This is a genomic window from Diaphorobacter sp. JS3051, from assembly GCF_015832135.1.
GTDB classification, from domain to species: Bacteria; Pseudomonadota; Gammaproteobacteria; order Burkholderiales; family Burkholderiaceae_C; genus Diaphorobacter; species Diaphorobacter nitroreducens.
In genome coordinates this window covers 1425099-1443523 of the sequence record NZ_CP065406.1, presented here as the reverse complement: position 1 = coordinate 1443523, position 18425 = coordinate 1425099, and the positions used below count along the sequence as shown (strand labels likewise).

The following is an 18425-nucleotide window of genomic DNA, read 5'->3' as shown; positions in this document are numbered from 1 at the left end:
CGGCCCGCGCGCAGCGCTCTCTCAGGGCTGCAGCGGCGCGTACCGCCGGTTCCAAACCAAACAGGCTCTACACGAGCCGGAAATGCCTGGACTGACGCATCGAAACGAGGGAATTGCCGGGATGCACCACGACTGCTGGGTTGGCTAACTCAGCAGGCGGGGTGGTGGCGCGTGGATGGGGGCGAGCCGGTCAGCGCGCAGGCGTGCTACTAAAAATGTAGCCGTTGGCGCTTGACCGGCGGGTGTTGGTGGCGATTTGCGTGCACGTGGCAAAGGCTGACGCCCTCGCCACAATGACACCATCCATGCCAGCAACACCCACATGATTTTCGCTTTGATCCGCTGGCCGCAGTGCCCGGGTGGGGTGCGCGGCCAGCTTGGGATTCCGTAGATTCAGTGTTTCGATTTGTCAGCCTGCACGGCCGGCATGCGGACCTTCGCAGGCAACCGGCCTGCAATCTGCGCGCATGACGCCCGTTGGCATCAACCATGCTGCGCGCCGAGCCGGGCTGGGTCCATTAAACTCCAGACAAATCAACCACTTACACATTCGTCGCGCAGGTGAAACACATTATAGGGGGCAAACCGGCCGCAGGCCGCACCCCGCCAGAAGCCCCGGCGGCCCGCATTGTCGAGGTCGACGCCGAATCCGCGGGCCAGCGGCTCGACAATTTCCTCATCCGCCACCTGAAGGGCGTGCCCAAGACCCACGTCTACCGCATCATCCGCAGCGGCGAGGTTCGCCTGAACAAGGGGCGCACCAGCGCCGACGCGCGCGTGGCACCGGGCGACCTGGTGCGTCTGCCCCCCGTGCGCGTGTCCGACAAGGTGCTGGACAAGGCGGAGCGCCCCGCACCCGCGCGCGAATTCCCCATCCTGCTGGAAGACGAGCACCTGATCGCCATCGACAAGCCCGCCGGCACGGCCGTGCACGGCGGCAGCGGCGTGAGCTTTGGCGTGATCGAACAGTTGCGCCAGGCGCGCCCGCAGGCGCGCTTCCTGGAACTGGTGCACCGGCTGGACCGGGAGACCTCGGGCATTTTGCTGGTGGCCAAGAAGCGCTCCGCGCTCACACATCTGCAGGACCAGTTCCGGGGGCGCGAGACGGGCAAGACCTATCTGGCGCTGGTCACCGGCCACTGGCCCGCCAACAAGAAGGTCATCGACACGCCGCTGCACAAATACCTGCAGGAGGATGGCGAGCGCCGCGTGCGCGTGACCACGCCCGACGACCCGGACGGCATGCGCTCCGTCACCCTGGTCAAGGTGCGCAGCCAGCTCGCGCCGCGCCCCTTGCAGGGCCTGCCGGCAATGAGCCTGCTGGAGGTGACCATCAAGACCGGGCGCACGCACCAGATCCGCGTGCACCTGTCCTCCCAGGGCCACCCCATCGCGGGCGACGACAAGTATGGGGACTTCGACCTGAACCGGCGCCTGCAGAAGCAAGGCTTGAAGCGCATGTTCCTTCACGCATGGCGGCTACAGTTTGACCACCCGGCCAGCGGCGAGCGCCTGGAATTGCGCGCCGAATTGCCGCCCGAACTGACCGCTTTTCTTTCCGACGACCCCGCACATGCATGATTTCCGCCCGCGCCGATTCGATCTCATTGCCTTCGACTGGGATGGCACGCTGTTTGACTCCACCGCCATCATCGTGCGCAGCATTCAGGATGCGGTGCGCGATGTGGGCGGCACCGTGCCTACGGATGAAGCCGCCGCCTGGGTGATCGGCATGGCGCTTCCGCAGGCCCTGGCCCATGCGGCCCCCGACGTGCCGCGCGAGCGCTATACGGAGTTGGGCAACCGCTACCGCTACCACTACCTGCAGCACCAGGACGACCTGAGCCTGTTCGACGGCGTGCTGCCCATGCTGGAGGGCCTGCGCACGCGCGGCCACCTGCTGGCCGTAGCCACGGGCAAGAGCCGACGCGGCCTGGACCAGGTGCTGCACCAGGTGCAGTTGCGTGGCATGTTCGACGGTTCGCGCACCGCGGACGAAACCGCCGGCAAACCGCACCCGCTGATGCTGCAGGAGCTGATGGCTGAGTTCGGCGTGGAGCCCGAGCGCCTGCTGATGATCGGCGACACCACGCACGACCTCGCAATGGCCCGCGCCGCGGGCTGTGCCAGCGTGGGCGTGGGCTATGGCGCGCACGACACAGCGGGCTTTGCCGAACTGGGGCCGCTGTGCGTGGCTTCGTCCGTGGCCGATCTGCACCGTTGGCTGCAGGAGCACGCGTAATGGCGACTCCGGTGGAGCAACGCATCGACCTCTGCCCCAGCGAGGCACTGGTGGATAGCGGCCGCGCCGTGGCGTTCGACGTGCGCTACTGCGGCCAGATCTGCCGCGCTTTCGCCATCCGCTATCAGGGCCGCGTGCACGCCTACCTGAACCGCTGTACCCATGTACCGATGGAGATGGACTACCAGGAAGGTCAGTTTTTCGACGACACCGGCCGCTGGCTGCTGTGTGCCACGCATGGCGCGGCCTACCAGCCCGACACGGGAGCCTGCGCTGGCGGTCCGTGCCGCGGCGGGCTGGTGAAGATCTCCTTGTCCGAGGAAGGGGGCCGGGTGCGCTGGCATACTGCCCTCCATCTGCACACCGTAGAGTTTTGACTCCATGACCGATCCCAACCGCACCGAACCCACGGGATTTGAGGGAAATCCGCCCGCAGCGCCCGACCTGTGGGCGCAACAAGCCACAAAAAATGAAGCGAGCAAGGCCGCAGCCGCCCCCGGCTGGGAGCGCGAGACGCTGGAGAAGCTGGTGCTCGGCACCCTGGCCGAGCAGCGCGCGGCGCGCCGCTGGCGCAACTTCTGGCGCCTGGCGTGGGTCCTGTTGGCGGGCGCGGTGATCTGGGCCGCGCTTTCGCGCGAAATGACCGCCACCAGCAAGAGCACGCCGCATACGGCCGTGGTGGACGTGAAGGGCGAGATCGCCGCGGGCGCCGAGGCCAGCGCCGAATTTGTCGTAGCCGCCATGCGCAGCGCATTCGAGGATGCGGGTTCGCAGGCCGTGGTGCTGCTCATCAACTCGCCGGGCGGCAGTCCGGTGCAGGCGGGCATCATCAACGACGAGATCGTGCGGCTGAAGGCCAAGTACAACAAGCCCGTCTATGCCGTGGTCGAGGAAACCTGTGCCTCGGCGGCCTACTACATCGCCGCGGCGGCGGACGGCATCTTCGTGGACAAGGCCAGCATCGTGGGCAGCATCGGCGTGCTGATGGACGGCTTCGGCTTCACCGGCGCCATGGAAAAGCTGGGGGTGGAGCGCCGCCTGCTCACCGCCGGTGAGAACAAGGGGTTTCTCGATCCGTTCAGCCCCCAGACCGAAACCCAGCGCGCATACGCCCAGGCCATGCTCGACCAGATCCACCAGCAGTTCATCGGCGTGGTGAAGCAGGGGCGGGGCGACCGGCTCAAGGTCACGCCTGAAACCTTCAGCGGCCTGTTCTGGACGGGCCAGCAGGCGGTGGAGATGGGACTGGCCGACCAGCTGGGCAACCTGGACTACGTGGCGCGCGAGGTGGTCAAGGCCGAAGACGTGATCGACTACACCCGCCGTGACAACGTGGCCGAGCGCCTGGCCAAGAAGTTTGGCGCCGCGGTAGGCATGGGCGCCGTGAAGGGCCTGGCTGCGCTGCAGCTGCCGCAGCTGCGCTGATATTGGGTTAAATCAGGCTCCAGCGCTTATCTATCAAGCGCTGCAAGCTATTATTTTTGAATCAACCGGGGCCGTACGTGCGGCCTACGCACCGATGGCGAAGACCGTGGGTACGCGGTTGTCCGGCGTGCCGGCGGTGTGTTGGCGCCATTCGCGCACCGTGTGGCTGGCAACTTGCGCATCGGCCAGCGTCAGGCCGCTTGCGCGCGCCAGCCGGGTCTGCGGCTGCAGCCCCTGCAGCAGCGCCTGCCACAGTGCGGCGTTGCGGTAAGGCGTCTCGATGAAAAGCTGTGTCTGGCCCTGCTTGTGGGCCAGAGTTTCCAGCTCGCGCAGGCGTTTGGTGCGCTCGCCTGCGTCCTGCGGCAGATAGCCCACGAAGGCGAAGTTCTGGCCGTTGAGTCCGCTGGCTGCCAGTGCCAGCAATAGCGACACCGGTCCCACCAGCGGTACCACGCGCAGCCCCAGGTCATGCGCCGCGCGCACCACGGAGCTGCCGGGGTCGGCGACGGCGGGCATGCCCGCCTCGCTGACCAGGCCCATGTCGTGCCCTGCCAATGCCGGCGCCAGCAGCGGACGTGCGTCGAACGATGCATGGCCCCGGGCGCCGTGGTCGCCCTTCTTGTGCACTTCGCGTGGCAGTTCGGTGATCTGCTGCGTCTGCAGCGGCGCCCCCAGCGGGTGCAGCGCGTCCACACGCTTGAGGTAGGCGCGGCAGCTCTTGGCGTTCTCGCAAATCCAATGGGTGAGGCGTGCGGCCTGGCGCAACGTGCCCTCCGGTAGGGCTTCGGTCAGGGGTGCCTGGCTCTCGCAGCCGAAGTCCAGCGGCGCGGGCACCAGATACAGGATGCCCCGACCCGGGGTCGGGCCAACCGTTGCAGTGCTTTCGCTCATGGCAGCACCAGCCCTGCGGCGCGCAGCATGCGGCAGGTGCGTATCAAGGGCAGCCCGATCAGGGCGGTGGGGTCGTCGCTGTCGATCGCGTCGAGTAACGCGATGCCCAGGCCCTCGCTCTTGGCGCTTCCGGCGCAATCGTACGGCTGCTCGGCGCGCAGATAGCGCTCGATCTCCTCGTCCGAAAGGTCACGAAAGCGCACCCGCACCGGCGCCAGGTCCACCTGCTCGAAGCCGCAGTCCTGGCAGACCACCGCCACGGCGGTGTGGAACACCACGGTCTTGCCGCGCATGCGGCGCAACTGGACGGTGGCGCGTTCGTGGTCGCCGGGCTTGCCCAGCGGCTCGCCGTCCAGGTCTGCCACTTGGTCGGAGCCGATCACGATGGCCCGCGGATGCGGGCCGGCCACGGCGCGCGCCTTGGCCAGCGCCAGGCGCAGTGCCAGCGCGCGCGGGGCTTCGTCCGGCCGCGGTGTCTCGTCCACCGCGGGGGCAGCCACGTCGAAGGGCAGGCCCAGTCGGGCCAGGAGTTCGCGCCGGTAGCGCGAGGTCGATGCCAATATCAGGGAGCGGGGCAGGGGGGAGAAATCCGGCATGCCTGGATTCTCTTACACTGCCCAGCATGACCAAGGAACACTCCCCCGACCGGCTGGACGTCAAGGCTTTTGCACAGGCCGGCGCTCACCTGTCCGGTCATGACACGCTGCTCAAATACAAGCGTCTGGCCGAGGAGGCGCAGGGGCTGCACCCGGATCTGCGCGTGGATTGGGCGGCGGACGGCGAAGTGCGCACCACGCACGGCGTAGGCGGCCAGGTCTGGCTGCGTCTGAAAGCCAGCGCCACCTTGCCGATGACCTGCCAGCGCTGCCTGCATTCCGTGGACGTGCCCCTGGAGGTGGAGCGCGAATTCCGCTTTGTGGCCGATGAAGCCACCGCTGAGGCACTGGATGGCGACAGCGATGAGGATCTGCTGGCATTGAGCCGCGAGTTCGATTTGCGCGAGCTGATCGAAGACGAACTGCTCATGGCCCTGCCGGTGGTGCCGCGCCATGAGGAATGCCCGACAGATGTCACGCTGGCCTCCAGCGACGAGGACTTCGAGCAGGCCAGTGCCGACAAGCCCAATCCGTTCGCAGCCCTGGCAGGGCTTCGCAAGGACAATCCGGACGCCTGAGAAACAGCCCGTTCGGCGGTTTCGATCAAAAACCATTTGAGATATAATCGAGGGCTTCGCGCGAATCCCCTCGTGTCTTCAATGGGCTGATCGCGTTTTTCACCAACCCTTTCAAGACCCTAGGAGCCGATCATGGCTGTTCAGCAAAACAAGAAGTCTCCCTCCAAGCGCGGCATGCACCGTTCGCACAATGCCCTGACGGTGCCTGGCATCGCCGTGGAGCCCACGACCGGCGAAACCCATATGCGCCACCACATCAGCCCCAACGGCTTCTACCGCGGCCGTCAGGTACTGAAGAACAAATCCGAAGCCTGATCCAGGCTGCGCACCCTCCGGGCCCGCTGCTACGAAAAAAGTAGCGCGGGCCTTTGTCGTTTTGGCATGCGCCAAAATGGCCCTTTTATTTAACGGCCGCCTGACGGCTTGACGATTTGCCGATGATCACACTGGCTGTTGACTGCATGGGGGGCGATCATGGCCCCGGCGTCACGCTTCCCGCGTGCCGACAGTTCTTGGAGCATCACCCTGACGCACGCCTGATCCTAGTGGGTGGGCAGGATAGCCTGCAGGGTCTGGTACACGAGCGCGTGACGCATGTCGTGGCGTCGGAGGTGGTCACGATGGACGATGCGGTGGAGGTCGCGCTGCGTCGCAAGAAGGACTCCTCCATGCGCGTGGCCATCCAGCAAGTCAAGGATGGCGTGGCGCATGCGGCCATCTCCGCCGGTAACACTGGCGCGCTGATGGCCATCGCGCGCTATCTGCTCAAGACGCTGGACGGCATCGACCGCCCCGCCATCGCCACCCAGATGCCCAATGCACAAGGCGGTGCCACTACCGTGCTGGACCTGGGGGCGAATGTCGATTGCACGGCCGAGCATTTGCTGCAATTCGCTGTCATGGGATCTGCGTTGGTGTCCGTGCTGCAGGACCGCGATGAACCGCTCGTAGGATTGCTGAACATTGGCGAAGAGGTCATCAAGGGCAACGATGTCATCAAAAAAGCCGGTGAACTGCTGCGTTCTGCGGCCAAATCCGGCGACCTGAACTTTCACGGTAATGTGGAAGGTAACGACATCTTCAAGGGCACTGTGGACATCGTGGTGTGTGACGGTTTCGTTGGCAATGTGGCACTCAAGGCCAGTGAGGGCGTGGCATCGATGATTGCGGGAGCGCTCAAACAGGAGTTTTCGCGCAACTTTTTCACGAAAATGGCTGCCATCGTCGCTTATCCAGTGTTATCTGCCATCATGAGGCGCATGGATCACCGGCGTTACAACGGAGCCGCCCTGCTCGGACTGCGGGGGCTCGTGTTCAAGAGCCACGGTTCGGCCGACGCGCTGGCTTTCGAGCAGGCTTTGATCCGGGCGTATGATGCGGCCCGCAACAACCTGCTCGACCGCGTCCGCGCGCGGGTTGCGCATGCGGCGCCTTTGCTGGCAGCCGCAGACGCCCAGCCCGCTTCCTGACCGGCCGTGCCTCCCCCAATGACACGCTATTCACGCATTACCGGCACCGGCAGCTATTTGCCGCCGCACCGGGTAACCAATGATGACCTGGTGGCCCAGCTGGCGCAGCAGGGCATCGAGACCTCCGATGAATGGATCGTGGAGCGCACGGGCATCCGCGCACGCCATTTCGCCGACCGGGACGTCACCAGCAGCGACCTGGCGTTGGAGGCATCGCGCCGCGCGCTGGAGGCCGCCGGTTGCCAGGCGCAAGATCTTGATCTGATCATCGTCGCCACGTCCACACCGGACATGGTGTTTCCCTCCACCGCCTGCATTCTGCAAAACAAGCTGGGTGCCAATGGCTGCCCCGCCTTCGACGTGCAGGCCGTATGCAGCGGCTTCGTCTATGCACTCACGGTGGCCGACGCCATGATCCGCTCCGGAGGAGCGCGCCGTGCGCTGGTCGTAGGGTCCGAGGTCTTCAGCCGCATTCTGGATTTCAACGACCGCACCACCTGTGTGCTGTTCGGCGACGGCGCCGGCGCAGTGGTGCTGGAGGCCTCGGAAGCGCCCGGCATCCTTGCGAGCGACCTGCATGCCGATGGCAGCCATGTCGGCATCCTCTGCGTGCCGGGCAACGTCTACGGCGGCCAGATTCTGGGCGACCCTTTGCTCAAGATGGATGGCCAGGCCGTCTTCAAGCTGGCCGTCGGCGTGCTGGAGAAAGCGGCGCGCGCCACGCTGGACAAGGCGGGCATGACCGACGCCGATATCGACTGGCTGATTCCCCACCAGGCCAACATTCGCATCATGCAGAGCACGGCGCGTAAGCTGAAGCTGTCCATGGACAAGGTGGTGGTCACGGTGGATCAGCACGGCAATACGTCGGCCGCCTCCATTCCCTTGGCACTGGACCATGGCGTGCGCAATGGCCAAGTCCAGCCGGGCCAGACGGTGCTGCTGGAAGGGGTGGGCGGCGGCTTCACCTGGGGTGCGGTGCTCCTGAAAATGTAGCTGCTGGCGCTTGCTGTGCAAGCGCTGGAGCCGCTTTTTGTCTTGAACTGTTTGACCATGTCGAAAACTTTTGCATTTGTGTTCCCCGGCCAAGGCTCGCAGTCGGTGGGCATGCTGGACGCTTGGGGTGGCCATCCCGTGGTGGCCGAGACGCTGCGCGAGGCTTCAGAGGCGCTCGGCGAAGACGTCGGTGCGTTGATTCATGCGGGGCCCAAGGAGGCGCTGGCCCTTACCACCAACACCCAGCCGGTGATGCTGGTGGCCGGGATTGCGGCTTGGCGCGTGTGGTGCGCTGAGGGCGGGGCACTGCCGGCTGCCGTGGCCGGGCACTCCCTGGGCGAATACTCCGCGTTGGTGGCCTCGGGTGTTTTGAGTCTGGCCCAGGCAGCCCCGCTGGTGCGCCTGCGTGCCGCTGCCATGCAGGAGGCCGTGCCCGTGGGGGTTGGCGCCATGGCGGCCATCCTCGGGCTGGAGTCAGCCAAGGTGATCGCCGGTTGCGCCGAGGCTACGGCCAGCTTTGGTGCTGGATCCACCGATGTGGTGGAAGCCGTGAATTTCAACGATCCCGCTCAGACCGTGATTGCGGGTACCAGGGCGGGCGTGGAGAAAGCCTGCGAAGTGCTCAAGGCAGCGGGCGCAAAGCGCGCACTGCCACTGCCGGTGTCGGCGCCCTTCCACTCCAGCCTGATGAAGCCCGCCGCAGAAAAACTGCGTGCCGCGCTCGCTGCACTGGAATTGGGCGCTCCGCGCATTCCCGTGGTCAACAATGTGGACGTCGCGGTGCAGCAAGACGCAGATGCCATCCGCGATGCACTCTATCGGCAGGCCTTCGGCCCGGTGCGCTGGGTGGAGTGTGTGCAGGCGCTGAAGGCGCGTGGCGTGACGCATGTGATCGAATGCGGGCCCGGCAAGGTGCTGGCCGGGATGACCAAGCGCATCGACCCCGAACTGGTCGGCGCCTCACTGTTTGACCCGGCCACGCTGGCCGAAACCAAGGAACTGCTGGCATGAGTGAATCCGCCTCTCCCCAGATTGCGCTGGTTACCGGCGCCACCCGCGGCATCGGAGCCGCCATTGCCGCCGAGCTCGGCCAGCGGGGCTTGCGCGTGATTGGTACGGCCACCACGGATGAAGGCGCGCAGCGCATCGGCCAGGCCCTGGCGGCCTACGGCGGCAAGGGCGTCAAACTGAACGTGACCGACGGCGCAGCCGTGGACGCGCTGGTGGATGCCATCGTCAAGGAGCATGGGGGCCTGCATGTGCTGGTGAACAACGCGGGCATCACGCGTGACACCCTGGCCATGCGCATGAAGGACGACGACTGGGATGCCGTGCTTGACACCAATCTCAAGGCCGTTTTCCGCGTTAGTCGTGCGGCTATTCGGCCCATGATGAAACAGCGCTTTGGGCGCATCATCAGTATCACCAGCGTGGTGGGCGCATCGGGCAACCCCGGACAGGCCAACTACGCGGCCGCGAAGGCTGGTGTGGCTGGTATGACCCGCGCGTTGGCGCGTGAACTGGGCAGCCGCGGTATCACGGTGAACTGCGTGGCTCCGGGCTTCATTGCCACCGACATGACTGCCGATCTGCCGGAAGAGCAGAAAAAAGTGCTGAAATCCCAGATCGCCATGGGCGAATTGGGGCAGCCCAGTGACATCGCCCATGCCGTGGCTTACCTTGCATCGGCTGGTGCAGGTTATGTGACGGGACAAGAGTTGCATGTCAATGGCGGCATGTACATGTAATTAAAGTCAGTTGACGCCGTTTTGTCCGTACGGCGGGCTGCTACGGGGCTTTACCCGGAGCGGCTAGAATCGCGGATTCATTCACAACCCCCTGAGGGAAACCATGAGCGATATCGAAGCACGTGTCAAAAAAATCATTGCCGAACAACTCGGCGTGGAAGAATCCCAAGTCACCAACGAAAAAGCCTTCGTGGCAGATCTGGGTGCCGACTCGCTGGACACGGTGGAACTGGTGATGGCGTTGGAAGACGAGTTCGGCATCGAGATCCCTGACGAAGACGCAGAGAAGATCACGACGGTGCAAAACGCCATCGACTACGCCAATACCCACCAGAAGGCCTAAGGCGCTGCCGCCCCGCACTCCCTGGGGCGCGGCATCCCATCAGCAAAGGTTTAGCGCATGAGCCGTCGTCGCGTTGTCGTGACCGGCCTGGGTTGCATCACCCCCGTTGGCAATACGGTGGCCGATGCCTGGGCCAACATCCTCGCCGGGAAATCCGGCATAGACCTCATCACCAAGTTCGATACGACGAACTTTGCCTGCAAGATAGCTGGCGAGGTCAAGGGTTTTGACCTGGACTCCTTCATCAGTGCCAAAGATGCGCGCACGATGGATACGTTCATCCATTACGGTATCGCGGCGGCCGAAGAGGCAGTGCGCGACGCTGGTCTGCCCACGGGCGAGGCGCTGGACGATGAATTGGCCACCCGCATCGGCTGCATCATTGGTTCCGGCATCGGCGGACTGCCGCTGATCGAGAACACGCATGCGGAGTTGACCAACCGGGGGCCGCGCCGCATCACGCCGTTTTTCGTCCCTGCATCCATCATCAACATGGTGGCTGGCCAGGTGTCGATGCGCTTTGGCTTCAAGGGACCGAACCTGTCGGTGGTCACAGCCTGCACCACGGGCCTGCACTGCATCGGCGAAGCGGCCCGCAAGATCGAATACGGGGACGCCGACGTGATCGTCGCTGGCGGTACGGAGTCCACCGTCTCGCCCCTGGGTGTGGGCGGCTTCGCAGCCATGCGTGCCCTGTCTACGCGCAACGATGATCCGCAGACGGCGTCACGCCCCTGGGATAAGGACCGCGATGGCTTCGTTCTCGGCGAGGGCGCGGGGGTTCTGGTGCTGGAAGAGTACGAACACGCCAAGGCGCGTGGCGCGCGCATCTACGCCGAGGTGTTGGGCTATGGCATGAGCGCTGACGCCGGGCACATGACGGCACCCAATATGGATGGCCCGCGGCGTGCCATGGTTGCCGCACTGCGCAATGCCGGCGTGAATGCCGACGAGGTGGATTACCTCAATGCGCACGGCACGTCCACGCCGCTGGGGGATCTCAACGAAACCAATGCCATCAAGGCGGCACTGGGTGACCATGCCAAGAAGATGGTGGTGAGTTCGACCAAATCGATGACCGGGCATTTGCTTGGTGGAGCGGGAGGCATTGAGAGTGTGTTCACCGTACTCGCTTTGCACCAGCAGAAGGTGCCTCCTACCACGAATATCTTCGAGCAGGATCCGGAGTGCGATCTGGACTACTGTGCCAACACGGCGCGGGACATGAAGATCGACATCGCAGTCAAGAACAATTTTGGCTTTGGTGGCACCAACGGAACGCTGGTGTTTCGGCGCGTCTGATTGATCGGGCCTGGCGCGGCGGCCGGCGCGTCCGCGAGTCTCTGGATCATCGGGCGGGCTCGTCCTCCCCAGTGTTTGGCTAACGTCCACCATGCGTGAGTCCTTGCACGCTCCTGCCGTTCGCTACCTCTATGGCCGCTCGCTCGTGGTGGCCCGCACCCTTGTCGTGTTGGCGCTGGCCGGCATGGCCTGTCTGTCGGTCTGGTTGCTATCCCATGGACGTCAGCCCGACCTGGCCATGCGCGCCTGGGTTGGTGCTGTGGCCTGGGTGTTGGGTGCGGCGGCGGCCTGGCGCTTCTGGCACCGCCTGCCGGAAGGCTTTTTGGTGTGGGATGGCAGCCTGTGGTGGTTGGAGACTGGGCGAACGGGCATGCGTATGCCCGTGGATCCGTCTCTCAGGGTGCATCTTGACTTTCAGACCATCCTGATGCTTTCCGTGCAAGGGGCATCCCACACACGGCAATGGCTGTGGATGGAATGCAGGAGCGACCCTCTCCAATGGCCGGCTCTGCGGCGTGCGGTATATTCGCGCGCCCGTGGCGGCCCCCTCGCTGGCGCGCCCGCGAAGCAGACAACCGACGGAATGCCACCCCCGCAGGGTGGCGGAGCATCCCACAAGACATGACGACCCCACCGCCCGCGCCCCAAGAGCCCGCCGACAGTGATCTGCGATTGGTCGAGCGCACCGTCGCGGGGGACCAGCGCGCTTATGAACTTCTGGTCATCAAATACCAGCGGCGCATTGAGCGCCTGGTGGGGCGTATGGTGCGCGATACCGATCTGGTGGCCGACATCACGCAGGAAACCTTTCTGCGTGCCTACCGAGCCTTGCACCAGTTCCGTGGAGAGGCACAGTTCTATACCTGGCTCTACCGCATCGCCGTGAACACCGCCAAGAAGGCGCTGGTAGACATGAAACGCAATCCGGTTGTCACGGAGAGCGCTCTTCGCGGCAGCAACGACTCCGAAGATGAAACTTCCTTCCTGGATCGTGAACTAATCAGCGACGAAACCCCCGAAACCGTGTTGGCGGCCCAGGAAATCGCTGCCGCTGTCAATGCGGCCATGGAGGCACTGCCCGAGGATTTGCGGCAGGCCGTGACTCTGCGGGAGATCGAGGGGTTGAGTTACGAGGAAATTGCCGTAGCCATGGAATGCCCCATCGGTACGGTGCGCTCGCGGATCTTCCGTGCGCGCGAGGCAATTTCCGCGCGGGTCAAGCCTTTGCTGGAGAAGCGCTCCGGCAAGCGGTGGTAGGCGTGTGAATGGCAATGGCGCGGTTTGGCGAGTAAACACCATGAACGACGACATGATGATGCGAGAACAGCTGTCGGCTTTGGCCGATGGGGAGTTGCAGGGCGAAGAATTTGCGCACGCGCTCACCTATGCCGCGAACGCCGAGGGGCGGGCGACGTGGCAGCTCTACCATTTGATAGGTGACACCCTGCGCAGTTCTGAAGCAGCGGGTATGGGAGACCTTGAACTCGTAGACCGCCTGCGCACGCAACTGGCGCGCGAACCGGCGCCTCGCTTGGCGGCCGTGGAAGTAGGTCACGTGGCCTCTATGAAGGCGGGGCGGACGAAAGACAACGCAGCCAACGCCGCAGTGTTCCGCTGGAAGGTGGCGGCAGGGGTCGCGTCGTTTGCCGCAGTCGCGGCTGTTGGATGGAGTGTTTATCTGGGCGCCGAAGGTGACGGCCGCGCGGCAGGCGCGCAGTTGGCGGCGGTCCAGCCAGCCATGACGGCCCCGGCGCCCGCTCTGCTGGCCACAGCCGCCGGCCCTGATGGGCAACAGGTCATGTTGCGTGATCCGCGTCTGGATGAGTTGCTCGCGGCGCACAAGCAGTTTGGCAGCACGACTGCACTGCAGATGCCGGCAGGCTTCCTGCGGAACGCCACGTTTGAAGCGCCTGCGCGCTAAAGGGTCGGGCTCATCGTTGGAATGTCTAGGCTAGGGAGTCCAGGCGCGTGATTCGGTGGCGAGTAATGCAGTGCTGCCGCAGGTTGCGGTCATGGTGGTTGGTGTGTGGCGGTTTGATGCTCTGTGGCGTGGCTGCGGCGAACTGCATGTCAGGCCCCGCACCAACGACCCCTGGCGAACCACGCGACGTGGCGGAGTGGGTTGCGCGCATGCACCATGCTTCGCTGTTTCGCAGCTACCGTGGCACGTTCGTGGTTCTTTCTTCCAATGGGGCCATGGTCAGTTCCCGGATCTGGCATGCCTGCGAGGGTGCGCGGCAAATTGAGCGGGTCGAGGCGCTGAGCGGAACACCACGGGTGGTCTTCCGGCGCGAAGAGGAGGTCCGCACCTTCCTTCCGCATGCCCGTGTGGTACGCAGCGAATTGCGCGACGTGCCCGGTGCTTTTCCGCGTGTTGCCGATGCCAAGGGTGTCCATCCTTCGCAGCATTACGCACTGCGAGCCCTCGGGCAGGAGCGCGTGGCCGGGAGGGATGCCGATCGGCTTTTATTCCAGCCCCGTGATGCCTGGCGATTCGGCTACCAGATCTGGGTGGATCGTGTGTCTGGACTGGTTGTCAAGATGCAGACCTTGGACGGCGAAGGTCGGCTCCTGGAGCAGGCGGCATTTTCGGAACTGAATCTGGATGTCCCGGCGGATCTGTCGCGCATCGAACAGATGATGGAGGACTTGCAGGGGTATCGTCTCGTGAAGGTCCCTCTTCAGCGGACGACGGCCGAAGCGCAAGGCTGGACCATGGGCAAGGCTGTGGCCGGATTCGTCTCCCAGGGCTGCTATCGCAAAGACGTGATGGCCATGGCGTCCGGCCCGCTATTGCAGTGCATTTACTCAGACGGCTTGGCCACGCTTTCCGTCTTCGTGGAGCCGTTCGATGCCGCACGCCATGCTGCATCTGTGCGCAGTGCCAGTATGGGCGCCACACAAGTGGTGGGCCGGCAGGTGCACAAAACTGCCTGGGTGACCGCTGTGGGGGAAGTTCCTGCCCGCACGCTCCAGCGGTTCATCGAGTCCGTCCAACGCAAGGACGAGTGATGCGTGCCGTTCCCGGTGTACGGGAACCAATGCGCGCGGCTTTCTCACAAACCGCTATTCCCGCTGTTGCGGGTTGTCTGGAAAAGAAAGGCTGATGATGACGAAACTCCGTGCAAAGCGCGCATGGTGGCCCTGCGCTATGGCCATCGCCTTGGCAATGGGCGGCGCAGGCTTGGTGGCGGCGCCCGCTTCGGTGCAGGCCCAGCCTGCTGCCGTGGTGCGTGGCCTGCCTGACTTCACCGAACTGGTCGAGCAGGTGGGACCGTCCGTGGTGAACATTCGCACAACCGAGAAGGTGACGGCGAGGCCCTCCATCGGGGGCATGGATGAAGACATGCTGGAGTTCTTCCGGCGTTTTGGTGTCCCGGTGCCCAACATTCCACGCCAGCAGGGGCCGCAGCGTCCGCAGCCCGAAGAGCAGCCGCGTGGCGTGGGATCGGGGTTCATTCTGAGTCCTGACGGCTATGTCATGACCAACGCCCACGTGGTGGAGGGGGCGGACGAAGTGATTGTGACGCTGACGGACAAGCGGGAGTTCAAGGCCAAGATCATTGGCTCGGACAAGCGCACCGACGTTGCCGTCGTCAAGATCGACGCCACGGGACTGCCCGCGGTAAAGGTGGGTGACGTGGGCCGTCTTAAGGCGGGTGAATGGGTCATGGCAATCGGCTCTCCCTTTGGCCTGGAAAACACCGTGACCGCCGGCATCGTGAGTGCCAAGCAGCGCGATACGGGCGACTATCTGCCCTTTATCCAGACGGACGTGGCCATCAACCCCGGTAACTCCGGCGGCCCTCTGATCAACATGCGGGGCGAGGTGGTGGGCATCAACAGCCAGATCTACTCCCGCTCCGGCGGATTCATGGGTATCTCGTTCGCCATTCCCATTGACGAGGCCATGCGCGTGAGCGAGCAACTGCGCGTGAGCGGTCGCGTGAGCCGTGGCCGCATTGGTGTTCAGATTGGCTCGGTTCCCAAGGATGTGGCGGAGTCCATCGGGCTTGGCAAAACCGACGGCGCGCTGGTGCGCGGCGTGGAGACTGGATCCCCCGCGGAGAAGGCTGGCATCGAGGCGGGCGACGTGATCACGCGCTATGACGGCAAGGCCGTCGAGAAGGTGTCTGACCTTCCCCGCCTGGTGGGCAACACCAAGCCAGGAACCAAGACCCATATCACGGTGTTCCGCCGTGGCGCATTGCGCGACCTGTCGATCACCATTGCCGAGGTGGAGCCCGATGAAAAGGTGGCAGCCAAGGCAGCCGAAGCAGAAGGCAAGGGCAAGTCCTCGACAGCGGCTCAGCAGATCGGCTTGGTCGTTGCCGACCTGACCGCTGCGCAGGCGAAAGAGCTGAAGGTGAAGGGGGGGGTGCGCGTGGTCTCTGCCAACGACGCGGCGGCGCGTGCCGGTCTGCGGGCAGACGATGTGATCATCGCGCTGGCTAACACCGAAGTCCGTAACCTCAAGGATTTCGAAGCGGTACTAGCGAAGGCTGACATGGGGAAACCCATCAACGTGCTTTTCCGTCGCGGCGAATGGGCGCAATATGCACTGATCCGCCCCAGCCGTTAGGCAGCGTCGCCAGGGCTCGCTGGAGCCCTGCGATTCCGTAGCGGGGAACGCTCTTTCGCAGGGTTGGTATCAACGGGGCGCTATGTACTTATTGATAGAATAAGTGTGTTTCAAAGGCGCCAATCAATATAACTCCACCTTGAACGTCGCCATGCGGAAAACGCGCTAAGTCATGCACAGGTTTTCCATGGCTTGTTCACTTGTTATTCAGCAATTTGAGATGTGTTGGTTGAATAAGATGTGGATAAGTGCCTCGTTGCAGCCCGGCAACGACCCCGGGCGCTTGTAGGACGCACCCCTTGTCGGGGCCTTTTTGCCTACAATGAAGCTCCAACTATCGCAGTTGCCAAAGATTGTTGGTTCAGGGCGCGTCGCTTGTTTGACGCGCCCTTTTTTCTTGTCATGAGCCTTGCGGTTCAAATACTTGTCGTATCCCGTTGATGAACCACATCAGAAATTTTTCGATCATTGCGCACATTGACCACGGCAAGTCCACGCTTGCTGACCGCATCATCCAACGCTGCGGGGGACTGGCCGACCGGGAGATGGAAGCACAGGTGCTCGACTCGATGGACATCGAGAAGGAGCGCGGGATCACCATCAAGGCGCAGACCGCGGCACTGCAATACAAGGCGCGTGATGGCAAGGTCTACAACCTGAACCTGATCGATACGCCGGGCCACGTGGACTTCTCATATGAGGTGTCGCGCTCGCTTTCGGCGTGTGAGGGTGCATTGCTGGTGGTCGATGCATCGCAGGGCGTCGAGGCGCAGACCGTGGCCAACTGCTACACCGCGCTGGATCTGGGTGTGGAAGTGCTGCCTGTGCTCAACAAGATGGATCTGCCCCAGGCCGATCCAGACACCGCCAAGGCCGAGATCGAGGATGTGATTGGCATCGACGCAAGCGAAGCCATTGCCATTTCGGCCAAGACAGGCATGGGCATCGACGACGTGCTCGAGCAGATCGTCGCCAAGGTGCCGGCACCGCGCGGCAAGCCCGACGCGCCGCTGCGCGCGATGATCATCGACAGTTGGTTTGACTCCTACGTGGGCGTCGTCATGCTGGTGCGCGTGGTCGATGGCCGGCTGCAGAAGGGCGAACGCTTCAAGATGATGGCCAGCGGCGCTGCCTACGAGGCGAACAACCTCGGTGTGTTCACGCCCGCGCAGCAGTCGCGCGATGCGTTGGAGGCGGGCGAGGTGGGCTACATCATCGCCGGCATCAAGGAACTGAAGGCAGCGAAGGTGGGCGACACCATCACGCTGGAAAAGAAGCTGCCCAACAACCTGGGCCCCGCCACGGAGGCGCTGCCGGGCTTCAAGGAAATCCAGCCCCAGGTGTTTGCCGGCCTGTACCCGACGGAAGCCAACCAATACGACGCGCTGCGCGACGCCCTGGAAAAGCTGCAGCTCAACGATGCGTCGCTGCACTTCGAGCCCGAGGTGTCGCAGGCGCTGGGCTTCGGCTTCCGGTGCGGCTTCCTGGGGCTGCTGCACATGGAGATCGTGCAGGAGCGCCTGGAGCGCGAATTCGACCAGGACCTGATCACCACCGCGCCCAGCGTGGTGTACGAGGTGGTCAAGGGCGACGGCGAGGTCATCATGGTCGAGAACCCGTCCAAGATGCCCGACCAGGGCAAGATTCAGGAGATCCGCGAGCCCATCGTGACCGTGCACCTGTATATGCCGCAGGACTACGTGGGCCCGGTCATGACGCTGGCCAACCAGAAGCGCGGCGTGCAGATGAACATGCAGTACCACGGCCGCCAGGTCATGCTGACCTACGAACTGCCGCTGGGCGAGATCGTGCTGGACTTCTTCGACAAGCTCAAGAGCGTCTCGCGCGGCTATGCCTCGATGGACTATGAGTTCAAGGAGTACCGCCCTTCCGACGTGGTCAAGGTGGACATCCTGCTCAACGGCGAAAAGGTGGACGCGCTGTCCATCATCGTCCACCGCAGCCAGTCGCAATACCGCGGCCGCGCGGTGGCGGCGAAGATGCGCGAGATCATCTCGCGCCAGATGTTCGACGTGGCCATCCAGGCGGCCATCGGCGCCAACATCATCGCGCGCGAGACCATCAAGGCATTGCGCAAGAACGTGCTGGCCAAGTGCTACGGCGGCGACATCACCCGCAAGCGCAAGCTGCTGGAAAAGCAGAAGGCAGGCAAGAAACGCATGAAGCAGATTGGGTCGGTGGAGGTGCCGCAAGAGGCCTTCCTGGCGATCCTGCAGGTTGAGGATTGATCGC

Annotated in this window: 20 protein-coding genes; 18 read left to right on the top strand and 2 right to left on the bottom strand. The window is 64.1% G+C overall.

The window, feature by feature from the left end; translation table 11 throughout:
- Nucleotides 1–561 precede the first annotated feature (561 nt).
- Genes I3K84_RS06830 through I3K84_RS06815 form a run of 4 tightly spaced genes read left to right on the top strand, consistent with a single transcriptional unit; the run spans nucleotide 562 to nucleotide 3667 of the window.
- A complete protein-coding gene (locus I3K84_RS06830) occupies nucleotides 562–1581 on the top strand; it encodes an RluA family pseudouridine synthase (protein WP_015913985.1) in 1020 nt (339 codons plus the stop codon).
- Nucleotides 1574–2242: an HAD family hydrolase gene (locus tag I3K84_RS06825; protein ID WP_011806408.1), complete on the top strand. Its 669-nt coding sequence runs from the start codon at nucleotides 1574–1576 to the stop codon at nucleotides 2240–2242. Before I3K84_RS06830 ends, I3K84_RS06825 begins: the two co-directional genes overlap by 8 nt.
- Nucleotides 2242–2619, top strand: a complete 378-nt coding sequence (locus I3K84_RS06820) for a Rieske 2Fe-2S domain-containing protein (protein WP_196995767.1) — start codon at nucleotides 2242–2244, stop codon at nucleotides 2617–2619. The genes I3K84_RS06825 and I3K84_RS06820 overlap by 1 nt, the downstream gene beginning before the upstream one ends.
- Nucleotides 2620–2623: 4 nt before the next feature.
- On the top strand, nucleotides 2624–3667 hold the full coding sequence (locus I3K84_RS06815; RefSeq protein ID WP_196995766.1) for a S49 family peptidase: 1044 nt from the start codon (nucleotides 2624–2626) through the stop codon (nucleotides 3665–3667).
- An 84-nt stretch (nucleotides 3668–3751) separates the two neighbouring features.
- Here the strand turns inward: I3K84_RS06815 and I3K84_RS06810 are convergent, their stop codons facing one another.
- The gene (locus tag I3K84_RS06810) at nucleotides 3752–4558 is read right to left on the bottom strand and encodes an SAM-dependent methyltransferase (protein WP_088886225.1); all 807 of its coding nucleotides are present in this window, start codon (nucleotides 4556–4558) and stop codon (nucleotides 3752–3754) included.
- Nucleotides 4555–5154, bottom strand: coding sequence for a Maf family nucleotide pyrophosphatase (locus tag I3K84_RS06805; RefSeq protein WP_011806404.1), 600 nt, complete (start codon nucleotides 5152–5154; stop codon nucleotides 4555–4557). Before I3K84_RS06805 ends, I3K84_RS06810 begins: the two co-directional genes overlap by 4 nt.
- A gap of 26 nt (nucleotides 5155–5180) precedes the next feature.
- Between I3K84_RS06805 and I3K84_RS06800 the strand changes: the two genes are divergently transcribed.
- The 14 genes from I3K84_RS06800 (at nucleotide 5181) to lepA (ending at nucleotide 18421) form a co-directional block, all read left to right on the top strand.
- Nucleotides 5181–5732: a DUF177 domain-containing protein gene (locus tag I3K84_RS06800; RefSeq protein ID WP_015913981.1), complete on the top strand. Its 552-nt coding sequence runs from the start codon at nucleotides 5181–5183 to the stop codon at nucleotides 5730–5732.
- Nucleotides 5733–5864: 132 nt separating this feature from the next.
- Nucleotides 5865–6047 (top strand): 50S ribosomal protein L32, encoded by a 183-nt coding sequence (gene rpmF / locus I3K84_RS06795; RefSeq protein WP_011806402.1) that lies wholly within the window; start codon nucleotides 5865–5867, stop codon nucleotides 6045–6047.
- A 122-nt stretch (nucleotides 6048–6169) separates the two neighbouring features.
- Nucleotides 6170–7201 carry a phosphate acyltransferase PlsX gene (gene plsX / locus I3K84_RS06790; RefSeq protein ID WP_196995765.1) on the top strand — a complete coding sequence of 344 codons (1032 nt, stop codon included), beginning with the start codon at nucleotides 6170–6172 and terminating at the stop codon, nucleotides 7199–7201.
- Nucleotides 7202–7219: 18 nt separating this feature from the next.
- Complete coding sequence (locus I3K84_RS06785; RefSeq protein WP_011806400.1) at nucleotides 7220–8197, top strand: beta-ketoacyl-ACP synthase III; 978 nt, start codon at nucleotides 7220–7222, stop codon at nucleotides 8195–8197.
- A 57-nt stretch (nucleotides 8198–8254) separates the two neighbouring features.
- On the top strand, nucleotides 8255–9208 hold the full coding sequence (gene fabD, locus I3K84_RS06780; protein ID WP_196995764.1) for an ACP S-malonyltransferase: 954 nt from the start codon (nucleotides 8255–8257) through the stop codon (nucleotides 9206–9208).
- A complete protein-coding gene (fabG, locus tag I3K84_RS06775; protein WP_196995763.1) occupies nucleotides 9205–9945 on the top strand; it encodes a 3-oxoacyl-ACP reductase FabG in 741 nt (246 codons plus the stop codon). Before fabD ends, fabG begins: the two co-directional genes overlap by 4 nt.
- A 103-nt stretch (nucleotides 9946–10048) precedes the next feature.
- The gene (gene acpP, locus I3K84_RS06770) at nucleotides 10049–10288 is read left to right on the top strand and encodes an acyl carrier protein (protein ID WP_003058049.1); all 240 of its coding nucleotides are present in this window, start codon (nucleotides 10049–10051) and stop codon (nucleotides 10286–10288) included.
- A gap of 57 nt (nucleotides 10289–10345) precedes the next feature.
- The gene (gene fabF / locus I3K84_RS06765) at nucleotides 10346–11590 is read left to right on the top strand and encodes a beta-ketoacyl-ACP synthase II (RefSeq protein ID WP_015913977.1); all 1245 of its coding nucleotides are present in this window, start codon (nucleotides 10346–10348) and stop codon (nucleotides 11588–11590) included.
- A gap of 91 nt (nucleotides 11591–11681) precedes the next feature.
- Entirely contained in the window at nucleotides 11682–12215 is a 534-nt protein-coding gene (locus I3K84_RS06760; protein ID WP_196995762.1) for a hypothetical protein, read from the top strand.
- The gene (gene rpoE, locus I3K84_RS06755; RefSeq protein WP_172208006.1) at nucleotides 12212–12847 is read left to right on the top strand and encodes an RNA polymerase sigma factor RpoE; all 636 of its coding nucleotides are present in this window, start codon (nucleotides 12212–12214) and stop codon (nucleotides 12845–12847) included. Before I3K84_RS06760 ends, rpoE begins: the two co-directional genes overlap by 4 nt.
- Nucleotides 12848–12887: 40 nt before the next feature.
- Nucleotides 12888–13511 (top strand): sigma-E factor negative regulatory protein, encoded by a 624-nt coding sequence (locus I3K84_RS06750; protein ID WP_172208004.1) that lies wholly within the window; start codon nucleotides 12888–12890, stop codon nucleotides 13509–13511.
- Nucleotides 13512–13576: 65 nt separating this feature from the next.
- Nucleotides 13577–14602, top strand: a complete 1026-nt coding sequence (locus I3K84_RS06745) for a MucB/RseB C-terminal domain-containing protein (protein ID WP_172208002.1) — start codon at nucleotides 13577–13579, stop codon at nucleotides 14600–14602.
- 139 nt (nucleotides 14603–14741) lie between these two features.
- Nucleotides 14742–16172: a DegQ family serine endoprotease gene (locus I3K84_RS06740; protein ID WP_370567828.1), complete on the top strand. Its 1431-nt coding sequence runs from the start codon at nucleotides 14742–14744 to the stop codon at nucleotides 16170–16172.
- A 440-nt stretch (nucleotides 16173–16612) separates the two neighbouring features.
- Nucleotides 16613–18421, top strand: coding sequence for a translation elongation factor 4 (gene lepA, locus I3K84_RS06735; protein ID WP_015913971.1), 1809 nt, complete (start codon nucleotides 16613–16615; stop codon nucleotides 18419–18421).
- Nucleotides 18422–18425 lie beyond the last annotated feature (4 nt).